Annotated in this window: 18 protein-coding genes and 1 pseudogene; 5 read left to right on the plus strand and 14 right to left on the minus strand. The window is 69.7% G+C overall.

Annotated features, from left to right (window positions below; genetic code table 11):
- Positions 1-49 precede the first annotated feature (49 nt).
- Positions 50-823: a class I SAM-dependent methyltransferase gene (locus OG393_RS33440; RefSeq protein WP_327378828.1), complete on the plus strand. Its 774-nt coding sequence runs from the start codon at positions 50-52 to the stop codon at positions 821-823.
- Positions 824-896: 73 nt separating this feature from the next.
- Here the strand turns inward: OG393_RS33440 and OG393_RS33445 are convergent, their stop codons facing one another.
- From OG393_RS33445 to OG393_RS33480, 8 genes are all read right to left on the minus strand, one after another.
- The gene (locus tag OG393_RS33445; RefSeq protein WP_327378829.1) at positions 897-1,328 is read right to left on the minus strand and encodes an NUDIX domain-containing protein; all 432 of its coding nucleotides are present in this window, start codon (positions 1,326-1,328) and stop codon (positions 897-899) included.
- A 96-nt stretch (positions 1,329-1,424) separates the two neighbouring features.
- The gene (locus OG393_RS33450; protein ID WP_327378830.1) at positions 1,425-2,153 is read right to left on the minus strand and encodes a coenzyme F420-0:L-glutamate ligase; all 729 of its coding nucleotides are present in this window, start codon (positions 2,151-2,153) and stop codon (positions 1,425-1,427) included.
- 173 nt (positions 2,154-2,326) lie between these two features.
- Positions 2,327-3,163 (minus strand): SDR family oxidoreductase, encoded by an 837-nt coding sequence (locus OG393_RS33455; protein WP_327378831.1) that lies wholly within the window; start codon positions 3,161-3,163, stop codon positions 2,327-2,329.
- A 132-nt stretch (positions 3,164-3,295) separates the two neighbouring features.
- Positions 3,296-4,252 carry a phosphotransferase family protein gene (locus tag OG393_RS33460; protein ID WP_327378832.1) on the minus strand — a complete coding sequence of 319 codons (957 nt, stop codon included), beginning with the start codon at positions 4,250-4,252 and terminating at the stop codon, positions 3,296-3,298.
- A gap of 100 nt (positions 4,253-4,352) precedes the next feature.
- The gene (locus OG393_RS33465) at positions 4,353-4,910 is read right to left on the minus strand and encodes a peptide deformylase (protein ID WP_327378833.1); all 558 of its coding nucleotides are present in this window, start codon (positions 4,908-4,910) and stop codon (positions 4,353-4,355) included.
- 264 nt (positions 4,911-5,174) lie between these two features.
- Positions 5,175-5,645, minus strand: coding sequence for an NUDIX domain-containing protein (locus OG393_RS33470; protein ID WP_327378834.1), 471 nt, complete (start codon positions 5,643-5,645; stop codon positions 5,175-5,177).
- 93 nt (positions 5,646-5,738) lie between these two features.
- Entirely contained in the window at positions 5,739-6,335 is a 597-nt protein-coding gene (locus OG393_RS33475) for an AAA family ATPase (protein WP_327378835.1), read from the minus strand.
- Between the two features lie 375 nt (positions 6,336-6,710).
- Positions 6,711-7,541 carry a class I SAM-dependent methyltransferase gene (locus OG393_RS33480; protein ID WP_327378837.1) on the minus strand — a complete coding sequence of 277 codons (831 nt, stop codon included), beginning with the start codon at positions 7,539-7,541 and terminating at the stop codon, positions 6,711-6,713.
- Positions 7,542-7,678: 137 nt separating this feature from the next.
- Between OG393_RS33480 and OG393_RS33485 the strand changes: the two genes are divergently transcribed.
- The 3 genes and pseudogenes from OG393_RS33485 (at position 7,679) to OG393_RS33495 (ending at position 9,739) form a co-directional block, all read left to right on the plus strand.
- Positions 7,679-8,299, plus strand: coding sequence for a nucleotidyltransferase domain-containing protein (locus tag OG393_RS33485; RefSeq protein WP_327378838.1), 621 nt, complete (start codon positions 7,679-7,681; stop codon positions 8,297-8,299).
- Positions 8,299-8,775 carry an NUDIX domain-containing protein gene (locus OG393_RS33490; protein WP_327378839.1) on the plus strand — a complete coding sequence of 159 codons (477 nt, stop codon included), beginning with the start codon at positions 8,299-8,301 and terminating at the stop codon, positions 8,773-8,775. The genes OG393_RS33485 and OG393_RS33490 overlap by 1 nt, the downstream gene beginning before the upstream one ends.
- A 126-nt stretch (positions 8,776-8,901) precedes the next feature.
- Positions 8,902-9,739 (plus strand): annotated as a pseudogene (locus OG393_RS33495) (TrmH family RNA methyltransferase).
- Positions 9,740-9,746: 7 nt separating this feature from the next.
- Here OG393_RS33495 and OG393_RS33500 read toward each other — a convergent pair.
- Together OG393_RS33500 and OG393_RS33505 are read right to left on the minus strand one after the other, a co-directional pair.
- The gene (locus tag OG393_RS33500; RefSeq protein WP_327378840.1) at positions 9,747-10,529 is read right to left on the minus strand and encodes a glycosyltransferase family 4 protein; all 783 of its coding nucleotides are present in this window, start codon (positions 10,527-10,529) and stop codon (positions 9,747-9,749) included.
- Positions 10,526-11,365, minus strand: a complete 840-nt coding sequence (locus tag OG393_RS33505; RefSeq protein ID WP_327378841.1) for a transposase family protein — start codon at positions 11,363-11,365, stop codon at positions 10,526-10,528. The genes OG393_RS33500 and OG393_RS33505 overlap by 4 nt, the downstream gene beginning before the upstream one ends.
- 296 nt (positions 11,366-11,661) lie before the next feature.
- Here OG393_RS33505 and OG393_RS33510 point away from each other — a divergent pair, with 296 nt between their 5' ends.
- On the plus strand, positions 11,662-12,396 hold the full coding sequence (locus OG393_RS33510) for a 3-oxoacyl-ACP reductase family protein (protein ID WP_327378842.1): 735 nt from the start codon (positions 11,662-11,664) through the stop codon (positions 12,394-12,396).
- 223 nt (positions 12,397-12,619) lie between these two features.
- On the opposite strand, the gene OG393_RS33515 is transcribed toward OG393_RS33510, so the two are convergent.
- The 4 genes from OG393_RS33515 to OG393_RS33530 all read right to left on the minus strand — a co-directional run bounded on the left by OG393_RS33515 (position 12,620) and on the right by OG393_RS33530 (position 15,570).
- Positions 12,620-12,868 carry a hypothetical protein gene (locus OG393_RS33515; protein WP_327378843.1) on the minus strand — a complete coding sequence of 83 codons (249 nt, stop codon included), beginning with the start codon at positions 12,866-12,868 and terminating at the stop codon, positions 12,620-12,622.
- A 607-nt stretch (positions 12,869-13,475) separates the two neighbouring features.
- Positions 13,476-14,207, minus strand: coding sequence for a restriction endonuclease (locus tag OG393_RS33520; protein ID WP_442817448.1), 732 nt, complete (start codon positions 14,205-14,207; stop codon positions 13,476-13,478).
- A 263-nt stretch (positions 14,208-14,470) separates the two neighbouring features.
- Positions 14,471-15,100 (minus strand): hypothetical protein, encoded by a 630-nt coding sequence (locus OG393_RS33525; RefSeq protein ID WP_327378845.1) that lies wholly within the window; start codon positions 15,098-15,100, stop codon positions 14,471-14,473.
- 134 nt (positions 15,101-15,234) lie between these two features.
- Complete coding sequence (locus OG393_RS33530) at positions 15,235-15,570, minus strand: STAS domain-containing protein (protein ID WP_327378846.1); 336 nt, start codon at positions 15,568-15,570, stop codon at positions 15,235-15,237.
- Positions 15,571-15,680: the final 110 nt, after the last annotated feature.

Here is a 15,680-nt window from a genome sequence, read left to right on the forward strand (position 1 = left end):
GCCGGGCGCCGGCGCATCCGCGCAGGTGGCGGCCGCTGTAAATGGTGACGTGACGAATTTCGCGGCAGCGGCCCCGTTCTACGCCGCCTACCGGCCCGGGTACCCGAGCGCGGTGATCGCGGTGATCCGTGACCGCTTCCGGCTCGATGGGACGCAGCAGCTGCTCGACCTCGGGTGTGGTCCAGGAACGCTCGCGATCCCGCTGTCTCGGCACGTGAATGTCGTCCACGCGGTTGATCCCGAGTCGGCCATGGTCACCGAAGGCGTTCGGATCGCCGCCGTCGAGAAGGCGGTGCGTGTCGCCTGGCGGGTGGCGTGGGCGGCAGACCTCCCGCTGCTCGGGCTCCCTCCGATCGCGGTGGCTACACTCGGTCGGTCCTTCGGCTGGATGGACAGAACACGGGTGCTGTCCGATCTTGACCACCTGATCGAGCCCCACGGCGGGGTGGTGTTCGTCGGCAGCAGCGACGCAGGCGCCCGGCCCGACTGGTTGGACGTGATCGAGACCGTGGGTGCGGAGCATCTGGGTCCGGGCTACCGCGACCGTCACGGACCGAACCATCGCGGGGTCGATCCGGAGGTCGACTTGTCGTCGTCGCCGTTCCCGCAGGCGGACACGACCGTGTTCGATCAGTCGCTCACGTTCGGGCTGGACGACCTGATCGGGTTGCAGTTCTCGATGTCGTACACCAGCCCAGGGGTGCTCGGTCCTCGAAAGACTGCGTACGAACGGGACCTGCGCGCAGCCCTGCTGGCGTGCTCACCCTCTGGGGTGTTTCACCACGCGCGTCGGGTCGTGTGCACGGTGGCGGTTCGCGGATGAGGCCGTTGGCAGCGTGGCGGTTCGCCCGTTCAAGCGAGGGTGTCGAGCCAGCGCTCGCAGTCGCTCCTCCCGGCTACATGGCGAGCAAGTCTCCCCGGTCGAGGGCCTGGCACAGTAGCGTGGCGATCTCCCTGGGCAGCAGGTTCAGGTCGGCGATGGCCCTGGTGGTGAGGGGGACTTCTTCGAGGATGTACTCGCCTCGGTCGGTCCGGGCGAACTCCGGTCCGGTCCGGTTCTCGAAGTCCCACGTGTCGATGCGGGCCAGGTAGAAGAACTCCTTCTCGCCCTTGGTGTTCTCCGTCTCGTGGAGCAGGCGGACGATCTCAGCGTCGCCGGCGATCTCTTCGCGGACCTCGCGCAGGAGCGCTTCCTCGCGGGTGGCGTCGATTGCCTCAACGCCACCGCCGACGATGACCCAGTAGGAGGCGATGCCGGGGCGGACGCGTTTGATCACGAGCGTGGTGCCGTGCGGCGTGACGAGGACGGCGCGAACGCGCTCCTTCATGGGGCTCCTTCGAGCAGAGGATGGGGGGCGGCGGCATACGGCAGGACTGTGGTGAGTCGGGTGCCGATGGTCTCGGCACACCCGTGATCAGCAGCGTCACGGCCGGTGGTGGAGCATGGAGCAAACGCCCACCTCGCTGGCGGTGTAGGCGATGCCGCGCAGTACGGCCACGGGCGCGCCCCGGCCACGCTGGCCGAGGATGATCCCCGCGGCGGCGGCGATGAGGTCGGTGAAGGTCTCCTCTTGCTTCTTGCCGCCGTGCTCCGTTACCCGAAGAGGTGCGACGCCGGCGGCGCCGATGGAGATGGTGGTGGCCCCGCGTCGGTCGGCGCGGCCGTCGGAGTCCGCGATGACCACGGCGAGGTGTGCGCCGGTGTAGGTGATCAGGGCGTCGCGCAGGGCGCGGGCGGAGGCGTCCGGGTCCACGGGCAGCAGCCAGGCGCCCTCGGTGCCGGCGCGGTCGATCCCGGCGGAGGTGAGCTGATAGCCGAGGATGTGCCGGGCGATGATGGGGCCCTTGTCGGTGGCCAGGAAGTGCTCGCTCGATGAGTCCAGGATCAGTTGCACGATCTCCGCGGGCTTGCCCGTCTTGGCGGACAGTTCCAGGGCTCTGGGCCCGGGGACGACGCTGGCGAGGTCGACGTACCGGTTCTCTGCGATGGAGACGACCTTGCTGGCGACCACGACGATGTCCCCGTCTCGCAGTTCGATGCCGGTTCGGCTGAGGACGTTGGTGATGGTGCCCGCCAGGTCGTCGCCAGGCTGGAGCTCGGGGAAGGGCTCCAGAGCGAAGGCGGAGAAGCCTGAGGTCGGGGCGGCGGTCATCGGCAGGGCTCCTGCGGGGTGGGGACGGCGGTGTGCGGGTGGGCCTGCACGCGGCAAGCGTGTCAGCCCGCTGCTGGTGAGCCAGTCGGTCACGCGCTGGCGGTAGTGCGGCCACAGTCAGCGCGTCGGGCGCTTGTGTACCGGTGACGGTGGGTAGCCATCAGCCGACCAGGTCAACTCCGGTCCGCTCCACTCAGGAACTCGCGGGCGCCACGGAGGCGCGTGCCCAGCTTCTGCTGAGTGGCACGGCTGTCGAGTCGTACGTCGAGCCCGCCGGGAAGTCCTGTATCAGAGCGGCGCGCGGAGGGCAGCCGAGCGGGGTCGAGGCCGTCGCGGCGGGCGATGAGCTCGCCCAGCTCATGGCGGCTCAGAGCGTCCGGGCCGGCGAGGTGGAAGACGCCGACGGCGTCGGAGCGGGTGATCTCCCACAGGCCGGCAGCCAGGTCCTCCACGTGGACGGGACAGCGGATGTCGTCGGTGAACAAGGCGCCCTGCCGGGTGCCGTCGGCCAGCGCGTGCACCAGCTGCTCGTGCTCGGAGCGGCCTCCGCCGATGATCAGGGAAGTCCGGGCGACGGCCGCGTCGGGGCACAGGAGACGTACAGCGGTCTCGGCGGCCGCTTTCGCGGCCCCGTACGGGGTAAGCGGGTCCGGAAGGCAGGACTCGTCGTAACGGTCGCAGCCCGTGCCGGAGAAGACGGCATCGCTGGAAACGTGCACCAGACGGATGCCGCGCTCGGCCGCAGCCAGGGCGAGTCTCATACCGCCTTCGGCGGTGATCGACCAATCCGCTCCGCCGCTCGTCGCGTTGATCACCACGGCCGGAGCCACCGTGTCGAGGACCTCCTCCAGGCGGAGCGGGGCGCGAAGGTCGAGGTGATGCCAGGTCACCCCGCCGCGGTCGCCGGGGCGGGAATGGAACGTGGCGACCGGGGGCCGGCCCGCAGACGCCGCCTGGCGTACTAGCTCAGCCCCCAGGAAGCCGCTACCGCCGATGATCAGCACAGTCATGCCCCCTCACGCTACGGGCAGGCACCGCCGCCCAGAGCCGCTTCGGCAGAACTCGCCGGTCAGCCGGCCGAGGAGGCGCAAGCGGCGGAACCCCCAAGGACCTCCTCGCGAAGTCCAGCTGGGGGAAGGCCATCAACTGCTCCAGCCCAGGTCGCGCAGGACGGTGACGGCCCACTGGTAGTGGCCGGTGGCCTGGATCGTCTTGGCGCCCTCGGGATACAGGTCGCAGGTGAGGATCGCGATGATCTCTGCGTACGCGCGCAGCAGATGGCGGCGGCCGGCGGGGGTGCGGTCGGCGGCCTGGTCGAGCAGGCGCCGCCAGACGGTGAGGCGGTCGGCCTCGTACTGGCGGTAGTAGATGCAGGCGCCGGCGACGTCGTAGAGCGGGTCGCCGGTCATGGTGAAGGTGCCGAAGTCGATGACCGCGGAGACGCTCCCGGCGGTGAGCAGGAGGTTGTCGGGGTAGAGGTCGCCGTGGACGACGGCCTCGGGCCCGATGTACTCGCTGTCGAGCAGCGTGCGCAGGTCCTTAACGACGGTGGCGAAGTGGGGGACGTCGGCGCTCAGGATGTCGTGGACGGCCTTGAGCCGGGCGTCGAGCAGGCGGCGTAGAAAGGGGTGCCAGCCGAGGCCAGGGTCGGCGCCGGGTGTGCCGGGGTCGGCCAGCAGCATGCGGGGGCCCGCGTCGCCGGGTGGGGGCAGGGTGCCGAGGGCGGTGACGGCGTCGAGGTAGAGGGCCTCGGCCTCGGGAGTGGTCAGGTCGCAGGCCTCGCCCATCGGCCGGCCGGGCAGGAGCGTCTCGCGGGTGGCCAGGAGTGGGTTGTGTTGCTCGACCGAGCGGATCTCGGGCAGGGCGTAGGGCACCCGGTCGCGGTCGAGCCGGTCGTAGAAGCCGCGCAGGGTCTGCAGCCGGGCGGCCTGGGTGCCGTCGGGGTCCGCGTACACCTTGAGCACCTGCTCAGCGTCGAGGAGGTAGACCTTGGCCTCGGTGCCGGTGGCGATGAGGTCGGCGGCGTTGAGGCGATGGGCGGCGAGGAGGTCGCGTTCGGCCTGGGCGGTGATGTCGCTGACGTCGCGGCGGTGGATCACGGGGTGACTCCCGGAAGCGATGGCGATGGTACGGCTGGCGGGCCGGTTGGATTTGAAGGAGAAAGTCACCGGACAGAGTTCGGAGGCACCGCGTCGGCCTTCACTGCTCGTAGGTCCATGGCCGGCCAGTCTGGCGGTATTCCTCGACGGGGATGGGTGCGACGCCAGCCCGCATCCGCGCGGTGTAGAGCATGCCGTTCAGGTGGTCGATCTCGTGGTGGACCAGTCGGGCGAGTCCGTGCTCGTAGACGGTGGTCACCGCCTGGCCCTCCGGGGTGGTGGTCTCGACTGTGATCTTCAAGGGCCGGGGGACGAGGCCGCGGACATCGAAGAACGACAGGCAACCTTCGAACTTCTCGTCCATCTCCTCAGAGGTGGCGGTGATGCGGGCGTTGAGCAGCACGATCGGGTCGGCCCCAGGGGGCTGGATGACCGCTGCGGACCGGCTGATGCCGATCTGCGGGGCGGCTACGCCAAGGCCCTTGCCGGAGAAGTCGTGCGCGCGGCGGATGCGCTCCATGGCGTCTAGGAGTTGCCCCACGGCGGTGTCGGCGCTCTGCCACTCATCGGGGAGGGTAAACGGGCGGGCAGGCTCGCCCAGGCCGGGCGCGCCGTACTGAACGACGCCGAGATCGCGCATGTGCTGGCTGGGTCGCACCGGACCAACTCCCCCTTCGCGGACGGTCATAGGAAGTCTGCCCCACGGCTTGCCACCAGGCGGCTCGTTTCGCCCCCAACCCGCGGTGACCGGCCCGTGGCCGTTCACCTTGGTGTGGGCGAGGCCGGAGGTGAGGAGAAGGGCGTGTGCGCGGACTTCAGGGTCGGTGGCCAGTGCCGCATCGGCGAGGAGGTGGAGGCGCCCGATACAGGTCCAGGCGCGGCTGGTCGGCTGGAGCGGCCCCGTCGGCGTACAAGGCCGATGTCAGGAGATGTCGCCGAGGTAGCGGGTGGGGGACTCGGCGTGGGCGAGGTCGGCGATCAGGGGGCGCAGGCCGTGGGGCAGCAGGTTGAGGCCGGGCACCTTCTCCAGCTCCACCCATTCCAGGCCGGTCTGCACGTCGTCCTCGGCGTGGCCGCCGAGCTTGTCGGGATCACCCTCGGGCCGGCACAGGAAGATCGCTTCGACCCGGTGGTCTTCTGGGGCGCCGCCGTGGTTGGCGCCGATGTACTCGCGCAGCCACAGCAGACGCTCGGGTGTGACGTCCAGGCCGGTCTCCTCAAGGACCTCGCGGCGGACCGTGGTGCCGAGGGCCTCGCCGGGGTGCTGGCCGCCGCCGGGCAGGAAGTAGCAGTCCTGGCCCTCCCAGTGGGCGCGCTGGAGCAGGACGCGGCCGTCGTGGAGGACGACAGCCTTGGCCGCGTTGCGGACGGTCGCGGTGACGGGAGCGCTCATGCCGGGTTCCCTCTCGTGCTGGTCATTGGGTATTGCCGAAGCCCGTACCTTGTGCTCGGCCCGTGGCGGATCGGATCCGAGCGCGGGCGCGATTCAGTGCGGATCAGCTGACCGGCCTCCGGAGAACGTACGGCTGCGGACGGGCGCGAGGGCGAAATCGGCGATGTCGTGGAGGCCCGGCTGGTAGCCGTCCGAGGTGTCCACGGTCAGGGCTGGTACATCCAGAGAGATCGGCACGAATGAATCGAGGGAATGTTCTCCGGCGGCGATGGCATCGAGCAGGTCCTGGTCGCCGTGGGCGGCCCGGTGCCTGTCTTCCTTGGTGCGCTGGACGATGCGGTCGTGGGCAATATCGGCCGCGGTGGTGCAGTGGATAACGCGGACGTGTGCGAGGCCGGTGAGCGGCTCGAGGTTCGGGCGCCACAGCCGGTCTTGGAAGGCGGCTTCGGCGACGAGCGTGACGCCGGCCTTCAGGAGCACGTTGAGCGTGCCGAAGAAGGCATGGAGGGTGGGGAGGTTGAGGGGGTCCTCGCCGCCGCTCTGGTAGCCCGAGTGGGACAGGACCATGCCCTGTTTGATCTCGTCACGGATGATCGCGGGGCATCCGAGGATGCGGGCGAGCCCATGCGCAAGGGTGGTCTTCCCCGTTCCGGGTCCGCCGCTCACGACGACGAGGGTCGGTGTGCTCATCGCGTGTACTCGCAGGTCAGCATGGGGTTCCTGTTCGTGGGCGTCGTCCCGTGAGGGCAGGGGGCTGGACGTGGTGTTCCTTACGAGCCGGAGAGCGATGATTCCGGGCTCGCGGGACAGTTTGGTGCATTCGCGCGGGTGGTGTTGGGCCATCGTGGTCGACGACAGCTTCTCGTCCGCCCGCGCAACGCCCAGTACCGCCAAGACCTCCGGCAGCGCCGGGCCGGCGACCACCGCCGCCGGGACGGAGGGTGGCTTCGCACCCCGTCGGCCGGTGCCGCCTCCCTGACGCCCCCCGCATCTACTGCGAGAAGGACCAGGGGGACGGCCCGGAGTGATACGGGTTCCCTGCTGCAGGTCGCAACCGCGGGTGGTTCATTCTTGGGCTCGTCCGGTGACGAGAAGGTGCGCGGATGCGTCGGCGAACTCGGGATGCTCGTCGGCAAGCCGCGCCGTCTCGACGGCGCCGGGCAACAGCGGCGAGTCGTGGAGGGCTGCGCCGGCAGTGCGTTCGGCGGCGCGGAGGTAGGCCCAGCCGGGGCCTTCGATCCCGGTCACGGTGATGCCGGTCAGGCCGGCGTCGGCGGCCTCGGCCGCGAGCTCGGCGGCGGTGTGGAAGTGAGCGGTGGTGAAGCCGCGGCTGCCGTCGTACGAGCCGCTGCGCAGGACGGTGGCGACCTCGCCGTGGAGAAGCTCGGAGGTGAGCTCGGCGTGCACGGTGTAGTCCTGCAGGAGGCTGTAGCGGCTGATCCCAGCGGCGGCGACCAGGGCGCCGGGCTTCACCGCTCTGGCGGCTTCTTCGAGGGCGCGGACGCGGTCGGCTCGGGTGGTGAGGTGGTAGAGCGGCCCGAGCAGCAGGACGGCGTCGTAGGAGCCGGTGGCGACGGCGAGGTGCCGGGCGTCGCCGAGTTCGGTGGTGCATCCGGGGGCGTGGACGGCGGCTTGGTCGAGGTGCCGGGAAACAGGGTCGACCAGGTGGACGGCGTGGCCGTCCTCGATGAGCCACCGGGCGTGGGTTCCAGGACCGCCGCCGACGTCGAGCACCCGTGCGGGAGCGGGCGGAAGGTGGCGGCGGAGGAGCTCGCGGGTGCGGAGGAGTTCGAGGCGGCCGCTGGCGGTGGTGTGGAGCCGGCCGGCTTCGTCGTACTGGGCGGCGTAGTAGGTGACGATCTCGGACGCTGTCTGCACAGGGCTCGGTGTCGACATGACCGGAGGGTACGAGCCGGAAGCGGGGCGAGGCATCCGGTTTCCCGGGCGCTTTGTGGAGTTCGGTGTGTCCCTCACGGCCGAGCGGTAGGGTTTCGCATTCACGCTGGGCGACGTTGCACGGGAAGGGCGCGGTGATGCGGGAGGGACAGCCCGGGCGGGATTGGGAGCCCGCCGGCTTAGCCGAAGTCGTCACCTTGTTCTCGAAGACGCCCCGCCCGTGGTGGGTGGCTGGCGGCTACGCCGTGGAACTTGCTGTGGGCCGGCCGTTTCGGGAGCACGATGACATCGACGTCCTTCTGCTGCGCCAAGACCAGCTCGAGGTTCAAGAGGTCCTCGCCGGGTGGGAGTGGTGGGCTGCGGACCCGCCGGGATCTTTGCGCCGATGGCTGTCCGGAGAGCTGCTGCCGGTCGGCGTGCACGACGTGTGGTGCCGGCCTGGTCCGGGTGCGCCGTGGCGGATTCAGGTGATGCTCGATGAGGCCGACGGCGAGACCTGGGTGTCACGTCGCGATGCCCGGGTCCGACGGCCTGTGGAGCGGCTCGGGGCAAGGGCCGCGGACGGTACGCCGTTCCTGGCGCCGGAGATCCAGCTGTTCTACAAGGCGAAGAGTCCTCGGCCGAAGGATGAGCAGGACTTCACCGAGGTACTGCCTCACCTCGCCCCAGAGGCGCGGGCGTGGCTGGCCGAGGCGCTTTCTCTCGTGTACGGGCCGCACCCGTGGGCCGCGATCCTGCATAACAGGAAGGGAAGTTGATGCCGCAGAAGACCGCCCCGTCCGGCTACTCCTACGCCGCGCACTACGCGGACGTGCACCTGATCATCCGCCGGGGGGACGAGATTCTCATGAGTCGCCGCGTGGAGACGCATCGCGTATTCCCGGGCATGTTCCAGGTGCCGGCCGGGCTCATGGAGGAGGGGGAGCCCGCCGCCGTGGCGGCTGCCCGCGAATTCGCCGAGGAGACCGGCGCCGCCGTCGACCCGGCCGACGTCCGGTTCGTGCACCTGATGCACCACGTATCGACGCACGCCGGTGACCAGCGGATCGCGTTCTTCTTCGAGACAGACCGGTGGCACGGCGAGATCGGCAACCCCGAGCCGGACAAGTGCGAGGGCTGGACCTGGCACAAGACAGCGGTACTGCCCGAGCCGATGCCGCCGTACCTCGCGGTCGCGCTGCGGCACATCGCCAGCGGTCTCCCCTACAGCGAGTACGCGTGGCCCGCGGCGTAGAGCGCCGTTGGCGCTGCCCGTGAGCCGGTATGAGTGGTTGTGCCGGTGTAGTGTTTCGAGCTGCGCTGGTGCAGACTCCGCCGTGGTCGGAACGCATCGAAGAAGTCGGCTCATCTTGGAGGACGGGTGCCAGCGATCCAGCGGATCACCTCCCGCAACGCGAAGTTCCAGCTGTGGGAGGCCCTGCTCACCAATCGGAAAAAGCGCAACCAGCTAGGCGAGTTCCTGGTCCAGGGGGGTTCGGCCGATCTCGTTGGCTGTTGAGTACGGCTGGCCGATCCACGCGCTGCTCTACGACGACCGGCGGAAGTTGTCGGGCTGGGCGCAGGAGCTGCTGCGGACGACCCGGGCGGAGCGGATCGTGATGGCGCCGGAGCTGCTGGCGGAGCTGGGCGAGAAGGCCGAGGGTGTGCCCGAGGTGATCGCGGTGGTCGGCTTGCCAGCGGACGACCTTGGCCGGATCGAGGTCGGGCCGGACTTCCTCGGTGTCCTCTTCGACTGGCCGACCACGCCGGGCAACATCGGGAGCATCATCCGGTCGGCGGACGCCTTTGGCGCGCACGGGATGATCGTTTCGGGTCACGCCGCCGACGTCTACGACCCGAAGGCCGTGCGGGCGACCACCGGCAGCCTGTTCTCGCTGCCGTCCGTCCGGGTGCCGGGGCCGAACGAGGTGATGGCCTGGGTGAAGCAGCAACGTGCTGCCGGTTACCCGCTGGTGCTGGTGGGCACGGATGAGAAGGGCGACGCCGATGTCTTCGACTTCGACCTGACCCAGCCGGTGCTGCTGCTGGTGGGCAACGAAACGACGGGGCTGTCCAGTGCGTGGCGGGAGCTGTGCGACTTCACGGTGAGCATCCCGATGACGGGGGCGGCCAGTTCGCTGAACGCGGCGAACGCCGCGACCGCGGTGCTGTATGAGGCTTCCCGGCAGCGGATCGCGGCCGGGAAGAGCTCGCGCTGACCACAGGTCAGGTCCAGGTGCCGCCTGCGGCGGCACGGCGGTAGACCTCCAGGTACTGCCCGGCGATCACGTGGTGGCCCCAGCGCTCGATGGCGGTGGAGCGTAGGTGCTCCGGGGCAGGGAGACCGGCCAGGATCTTGGCGGCCTCCTCCCCAGTGGGCGTCTGCTCGACCGGTAGGGCGATGCCGACGTGCGGGGCTATCTCGGCGAGGCATCCGTTGTCGGTGGCGATGACGGGGGTGCCGCTGACGGCGGCCTCGGCGACGACGGTGGCCCCGGGCTCGATCCACTCGCCTCCGAAGGGGCCGCCGAAGGGCTGGGAGAGGACGAGCAGGGCACGCGCGGCGGCGAGGAGGCCGGTGCGGCGGCTGCCTCCGACCTCGCCGACGTACTCGGCGGTGCCGGGGTAGTCGGTGAGGATGGCGTGCAGGTAGTCCGGCTCCCACGCCGGTCCGGCGAGTTTCAGCGGGAGGCCGGCGGCCTTGCAAAGGCGGCGGCGTCCCGCGCACCCTTGTGCACGGAGACCCGGCCGAGGAACAGCAGGAAGCCATCCTTGTTCTCCCGGTAGGTGTAGCGGTCGGGGTTGACCGGCAGCCGGATGACCGGCGCGTCCGCGGACCCGGCGGCCCGGCGCTGGGCGTGGGAGAGGTAGACGCCGTTCGCCGTGTGCTCGGGCACGCCATTGAGCACTGTGCATCGTGAAGTTGCAGGTCGCGGGGCTGGTGTGCGCGAATGTCAGCGTGCTCGTGCTGGTCAGCGGCGGGTGTCCTTGGTGAAGATCGTCGGTCATCGGGCGACTTCGCGGTTCGTGAGGACCAGCAGGGCCCTGACCAGTTGGGTTGCCCACTTCGGGTCGGTGCGGATCTTGCCGAGCACGCGCCAGTTCTTGAGGTGGGCGAAGCCGTGCTCGACCGGTGCCCGGACGGCGGCCAGGGCCTTGTTGGACAGTTTCTGGCCGCGGGTCAGGGGCCGGTTGCGGGCGGCCTTGTAGCCGGTGATCACTGCCGGGTCGGCGTCCGGGCCGCTGTCGTCGAGCCCGACGAAGCCCAGATCAGCGATGGCTCCGAGACCGGCCGCGCGGAGGTGAGCGGTGAGGTGGTCGTGCCGGCAGGCGGTGATCTCCGAGGTCCGTCCGGGCCGGGCCGTCGAGACCCAGAGTAGGCGGCCCTTGTCGTCGGTGAGTGCGATCACGAGCAGGCCGTGGCACTTGCTCTTGCCGGAGTAGTTCTTCCGGTTCGCCGTTCCGGTGCGCCGCCGGGTGCGTATGAGGGAGCCGTCCAGCAGTACGACTCCGCCACCGGATCGGGCGATCTTCTTCAGCGCGCGGTCCAGGCGCGGGGCGTGGGTGGCCAGCAGAGTGACGACCTCACGGACCCAGCGGGTGACGGTGGTGCGGTGCACCCCGTTCCCGCCGGCCAGATCGCCGGGCCTCTGGTCACAACGCAGCACCGCCAGCACGATCCCCGCGATCCTCCCCGGAGGCAGAGCCCGCCACCGTGAGCCGATCTTCTTGCAGTGGCCGCGTATCAGAGTGGCGAGATAGTTCAGGGTAGCGCTCGACAGCGGCAGGCGAGCGGTGTAGACGAGGCCGTCAGGGCCCTCGGCAGAACTGTTGTTTTTCTTCACACCAAACTCAACTGACGCCGGGGGCCCGCCGGTTACGCCCCTTGCCGTCCCTGGGCCGGCGCTGCCGCACGCGCGGTGAAACTCTCTGCCGGGCCGCTTGTGCAACCAGCCGAGAACGGCGGACTTGGCCATCTTCGCCCGCGGAGGCTCCAGCTTCCCGTGCAACCCCACCTCAAGCCCCGGTTCCTCACCCTCCGTCGAGTGTGAGTGGGAACGCGAGGTCGGATTCCCGCCAGCAGGGTGGGAATCGGGAAGCTTTGATTGAACTCGCAACCAATTGATGCGGGAGGCACGGCATGGACGGTAAGGCAGTGGCGCTGGTGACTGGTGGGAGCCGGGGGATCGGGGCGGCGGTCGCGCTGCGGCTCGCCGAGGACGGTTTCGACGTCGCGTTCACTTATGTGCGCGGCGAGAAGGCCGCGGCCTCGGTGGCCGGGAAGGTCGAGGCGCTCGGAAGGCGGGCTCTGGCCGTACAGGCAGACTCCGGGGATCCGGCGGCTGCCGGAGCAGCGGTGGAACGGACCGTGCGGGAGTTCGGACGGCTCGACGTGCTGGTCAACAACGCCGGTGTGGGGGTGCTCGGGCCGCTGGAGGCACTGACCGCAGCTGATGTCGAGCACGTACTCGCGGTCAACGCGCGCGGAGTATTCCTCACGACGCAGGCAGCGGCTCCGCACCTGGCCCCCGGCGGGCGGATCATCACCATCGGCAGTTGTGTGACCCAGCGGGCGTCGACCCCGGGCGGGACGCTCTACGCGATGAGCAAGTCGGCGCTGATCGGGCTGAACAAGGCGTTGGCCTGGGAGCTGGGCGGGCGCGGAATCACCACGAACATTGTCCACCCGGGGCCCGTGGACACCGACATGAACCCCGCCGACGGGCCGTACGCCGGGCCGCAGGCCGCGATGACGGCCCTCGGGCGGTTCGGCATACCTCGGGAGGTGGCGTCCCTGGTGGCCTTCCTTGCGGGACCGGAGGCCGCGTATGTCACGGGCGCCGAGTTCGCCGTGGACGGCGGGCACTCCGCGTAGCCGTCCGGGCGGGCGTGATCGTCGAACTGGCCCCAGGCGTCCCCGGCTAACCACCGTGGCGTCCGGCCGGTGTCCCAGTGAGCAGGATCCCGGCCCCCGACTCAGTCAGTGCGATCCGCAGCGTGAAGCCACCCAGTCAGACGATCTTCGTCATGGACACCTGACCCGGACCTGGCCGAGTTTCCCGACGCCTGCGCACACCAGACCAACTGACCTGCACTTTTCACGATGCACAATGCTCATTGAGGTGGTGGGTACGGACGGCGGGCCAGTCGGGTTCGGCGGGCAGCAGCTGGCCGTTGGTGTGGTCGTGCACCACGTCCGGGCCGAACGCGCGGAGCACGGCCCAGGTGGTGTCGAGCGTGGTGGCGTCGGAGACGGTCAAGCCCGGCCGGGTGGTGCTGCCGGGTGCGCCGACCAGGAGGATCTCGCGCCCGGCGGCGAGCAGGGCGTCGATGAGAGTGGCGACCACCTCTGTTTACCCCGGCATCGTGATCCGCATGGCCGCCCGCGGCATCACCGTGCGCCCGCTCGGAGATGGCCTCGTGGAGGTCACCGGTCAGGCAGGAGCGCCGCTCGTCGCCTTCACCGTCGCCGAGGGCCTGTCCGGTATCGAGTACCGTGCACGCAGTGCGGCTGAGCCCGATATCGCGCCTGCTGCCCCAGGCCTCGCCCTTACCCGGCGCTGGCCGCGACCTGCTCGATGTACGTCTCCAGCGACGGGAAGCCCCACGCCGCCCGTACCCCGTGGCGACCTCGTCCGAGTTCGCCACGGGGTACGGGACGAGCGTGCCGTCGGGCCCCTGCGTCAGCTGGGTGCCGAAGATCTGCTGCTGCCCTCGGGCGATCCGTACCCGGTCCTCCAGCAGAGCGCCGTGCTGCGGGTCGGCGTCACCCGCAGTCACGGCGGCCGAGAGCAACTCCAGGCACTCTTGCTGGAAGTCGGGCTGCCGGTCGGCATGCTGGGCCATTCACTAGTCAAGTCATCTGTCGGAAGTCGTGTTGTCGCGTACTGCAACAACCGCGCCAACGGCAGCTCTTCAACTCAACTGCGCAGAGGTGCTCGGACGCCGAGTGGGTCACTGCGTCGAGTTCTCAATGCCGAGGACGTCGTACAAGTGCTGGCCGTGGGCCCACTTCTTCAGCTCGGGGCGGCCAATAAGGATGAGCTGGTGATGCTGGGCGAAGTCGACCGCCGGCTGGGTGAAGCCGTTGAGTCCGATCATGATCGGGAGATCGGCTCCGTGGTGGAGGCGGGCCGTACCGTTGAACTTCTGAACGTGCCCTGAGCCGACCGGATTCTGATACTGCTTGCACTGCAAGATCAGGAGTCGGCCGTCGTCATCGCGGGCGGTGACGTCCACGCCGAGATCTCCGGCACCTCCGACCCGACGCGTGCCGCGGAACCCGTCACGAGCCAGGAGGTCGGCGCACGCCTGCTCGAAGCCCGTCGCGCTCATCGCGGCCAGCTGCTTCATCTTGAAGGTCAGCACATCTGGATCCACCGCCTCGCTCGGGGGAGCGCTGGAGACGTAGTCCTCGTCCGGATCGTCGTAGACGTGCGTGCTTGTGCCGGCGCCGAACAGGAACGAGAGCAGCCTCGTGAGGAGGATGAGCGCGACCAGCGCGCCGAAGACGATGAGGCCGGTCCACCAGGGGTGATCGGCGATCAGCCCCCACAGATCCACGGTGATCCACCGGCTGACGTCCTCGGTGAGCCATTCCCAGAGCATCTTGCCGATGGCCAGCGCCAGGACGGCGTACAACAGGAACTTCAGCAGCGGGTCGAGAGATCCGTCTTCGTCGAACACCACACCTCCGGAGCGTTGATGATGGGGAAGTGCCTGAGCCCCGCCGGGCGGCCCGTCTGAACCAGCCGTGACGGGCGCGTGCGGAGAGCCCGACCAGCGCAGTACCGGTTGCCGACCAGCGCCGCGCGACCGATGTTCCAGCCCGTCGGCGCCGCCTTCGGGTCCCGGCTCTTCGACCGCCGCTGTAGCTGCTGACGAGCAGCGCTAGACAGCCCTGGCACTCAATCGGTCACAACGTGTGACGGCGAACCATCGAGCGACGCTTACCGGTCGGACAGGGGCGAGCGGGTCAACCACCGCTTGATCAGCACGCCGGGCATCCGGACCGGCTCGTAGGGCGCGATGGACTCGGCGATGACCTCGGCCAGCTCGTCGAGCGTCTGCACCGTGTGCCGAGGCGGGGTGATCCAGATCCGGGGTTCCGCGTCCGGGCCGTCCTGGTTGGGGATCAACTGCGCGTACAGGTGCTGGTGTCCGCCCGGGTCCTGCTCGTAGCCCCAGGTGCTGTACTTCTCCCAGCCGGGCAGCCAGAACGGGTGCGGGCCGCCGCGGGTCAGGTCGGGCTCGGCGGGCCGGGGCTTGGGCGGGCGGGTGTACGACGGCCCGTAGACGATCTCCCACAGGCCGTCAGAGTGCTCGAGGACGTCCATCTTCACGTGCTGTTTCAGCCCGCGCAGCTGCTGGCGGAACTCCTCCGGGGCGAGCCCGGCCCGGACGGCGAGGGCCGGGACGTCAGAGTCCTGAAGGTGCAGGCCCATGATGTCGGGAACGTCGTCGGGACGGCGGTGGTCCCCTGGTGCGTCCGTGAGTTCGGCCAGCAGCTGCAGAACGGCGCGGACGGTCGCGTCGGTGATGCCGAGACTGTTCACGTACGCGGTGGCGTGCCTGCTCATCCTGCTGGTCCTCCCCCATTCGGGCCGCGGCGGCCGGAGATGTACCGATCACGCTACCGACTGAGCAGCTGGCATCGTGGGCGTCATGGATCAGGTGGCCGGATCACGCCTGCTCAGCGGGGCATCGGCCAGATCTACTCGATCGAGGTGAGCGCGTCGAATCCGGCGTGCCGCAGAGTCCGCTGCACGTTGCGCCGGGCGCCGCGGACCTGGACCGCGGTCGTCCGCGGCAGGCGTGTGACTGCTCGCACCAGCGCGTACGCACAGGTCAGATCAACGCGAACGAGGCCGATCATGTCCAGAACCCAGGCGCGTGCCTGAGACAGGCACGGATCGAGGAGCTTGCGCTCCAGGTCCAGAACGGTGTCTGCGGCCAGATCGCCTGTGAAGCGCAGGGTGGCGCAGCCGTCTGCCTCCTCGATGCTGAGCGGGGCTGCCGCGGCGGCCCCGGCGGGTGAGTCGGCTGCCACGGTGAACCTCCTCGTCCGGTGCTTTTCCTTCCAACTGTGCCCCTGCGGCCGGTGGAACCGAAGCCGGCGCCGGCGACTGCTGATGCTCGGCCGGGGACTATCAGCCACCC

The sequence above is a fragment of the Streptomyces sp. NBC_01216 genome (genome assembly GCF_035994945.1).
In the GTDB taxonomy this organism is placed as follows: domain Bacteria; phylum Actinomycetota; class Actinomycetes; order Streptomycetales; family Streptomycetaceae; genus Streptomyces.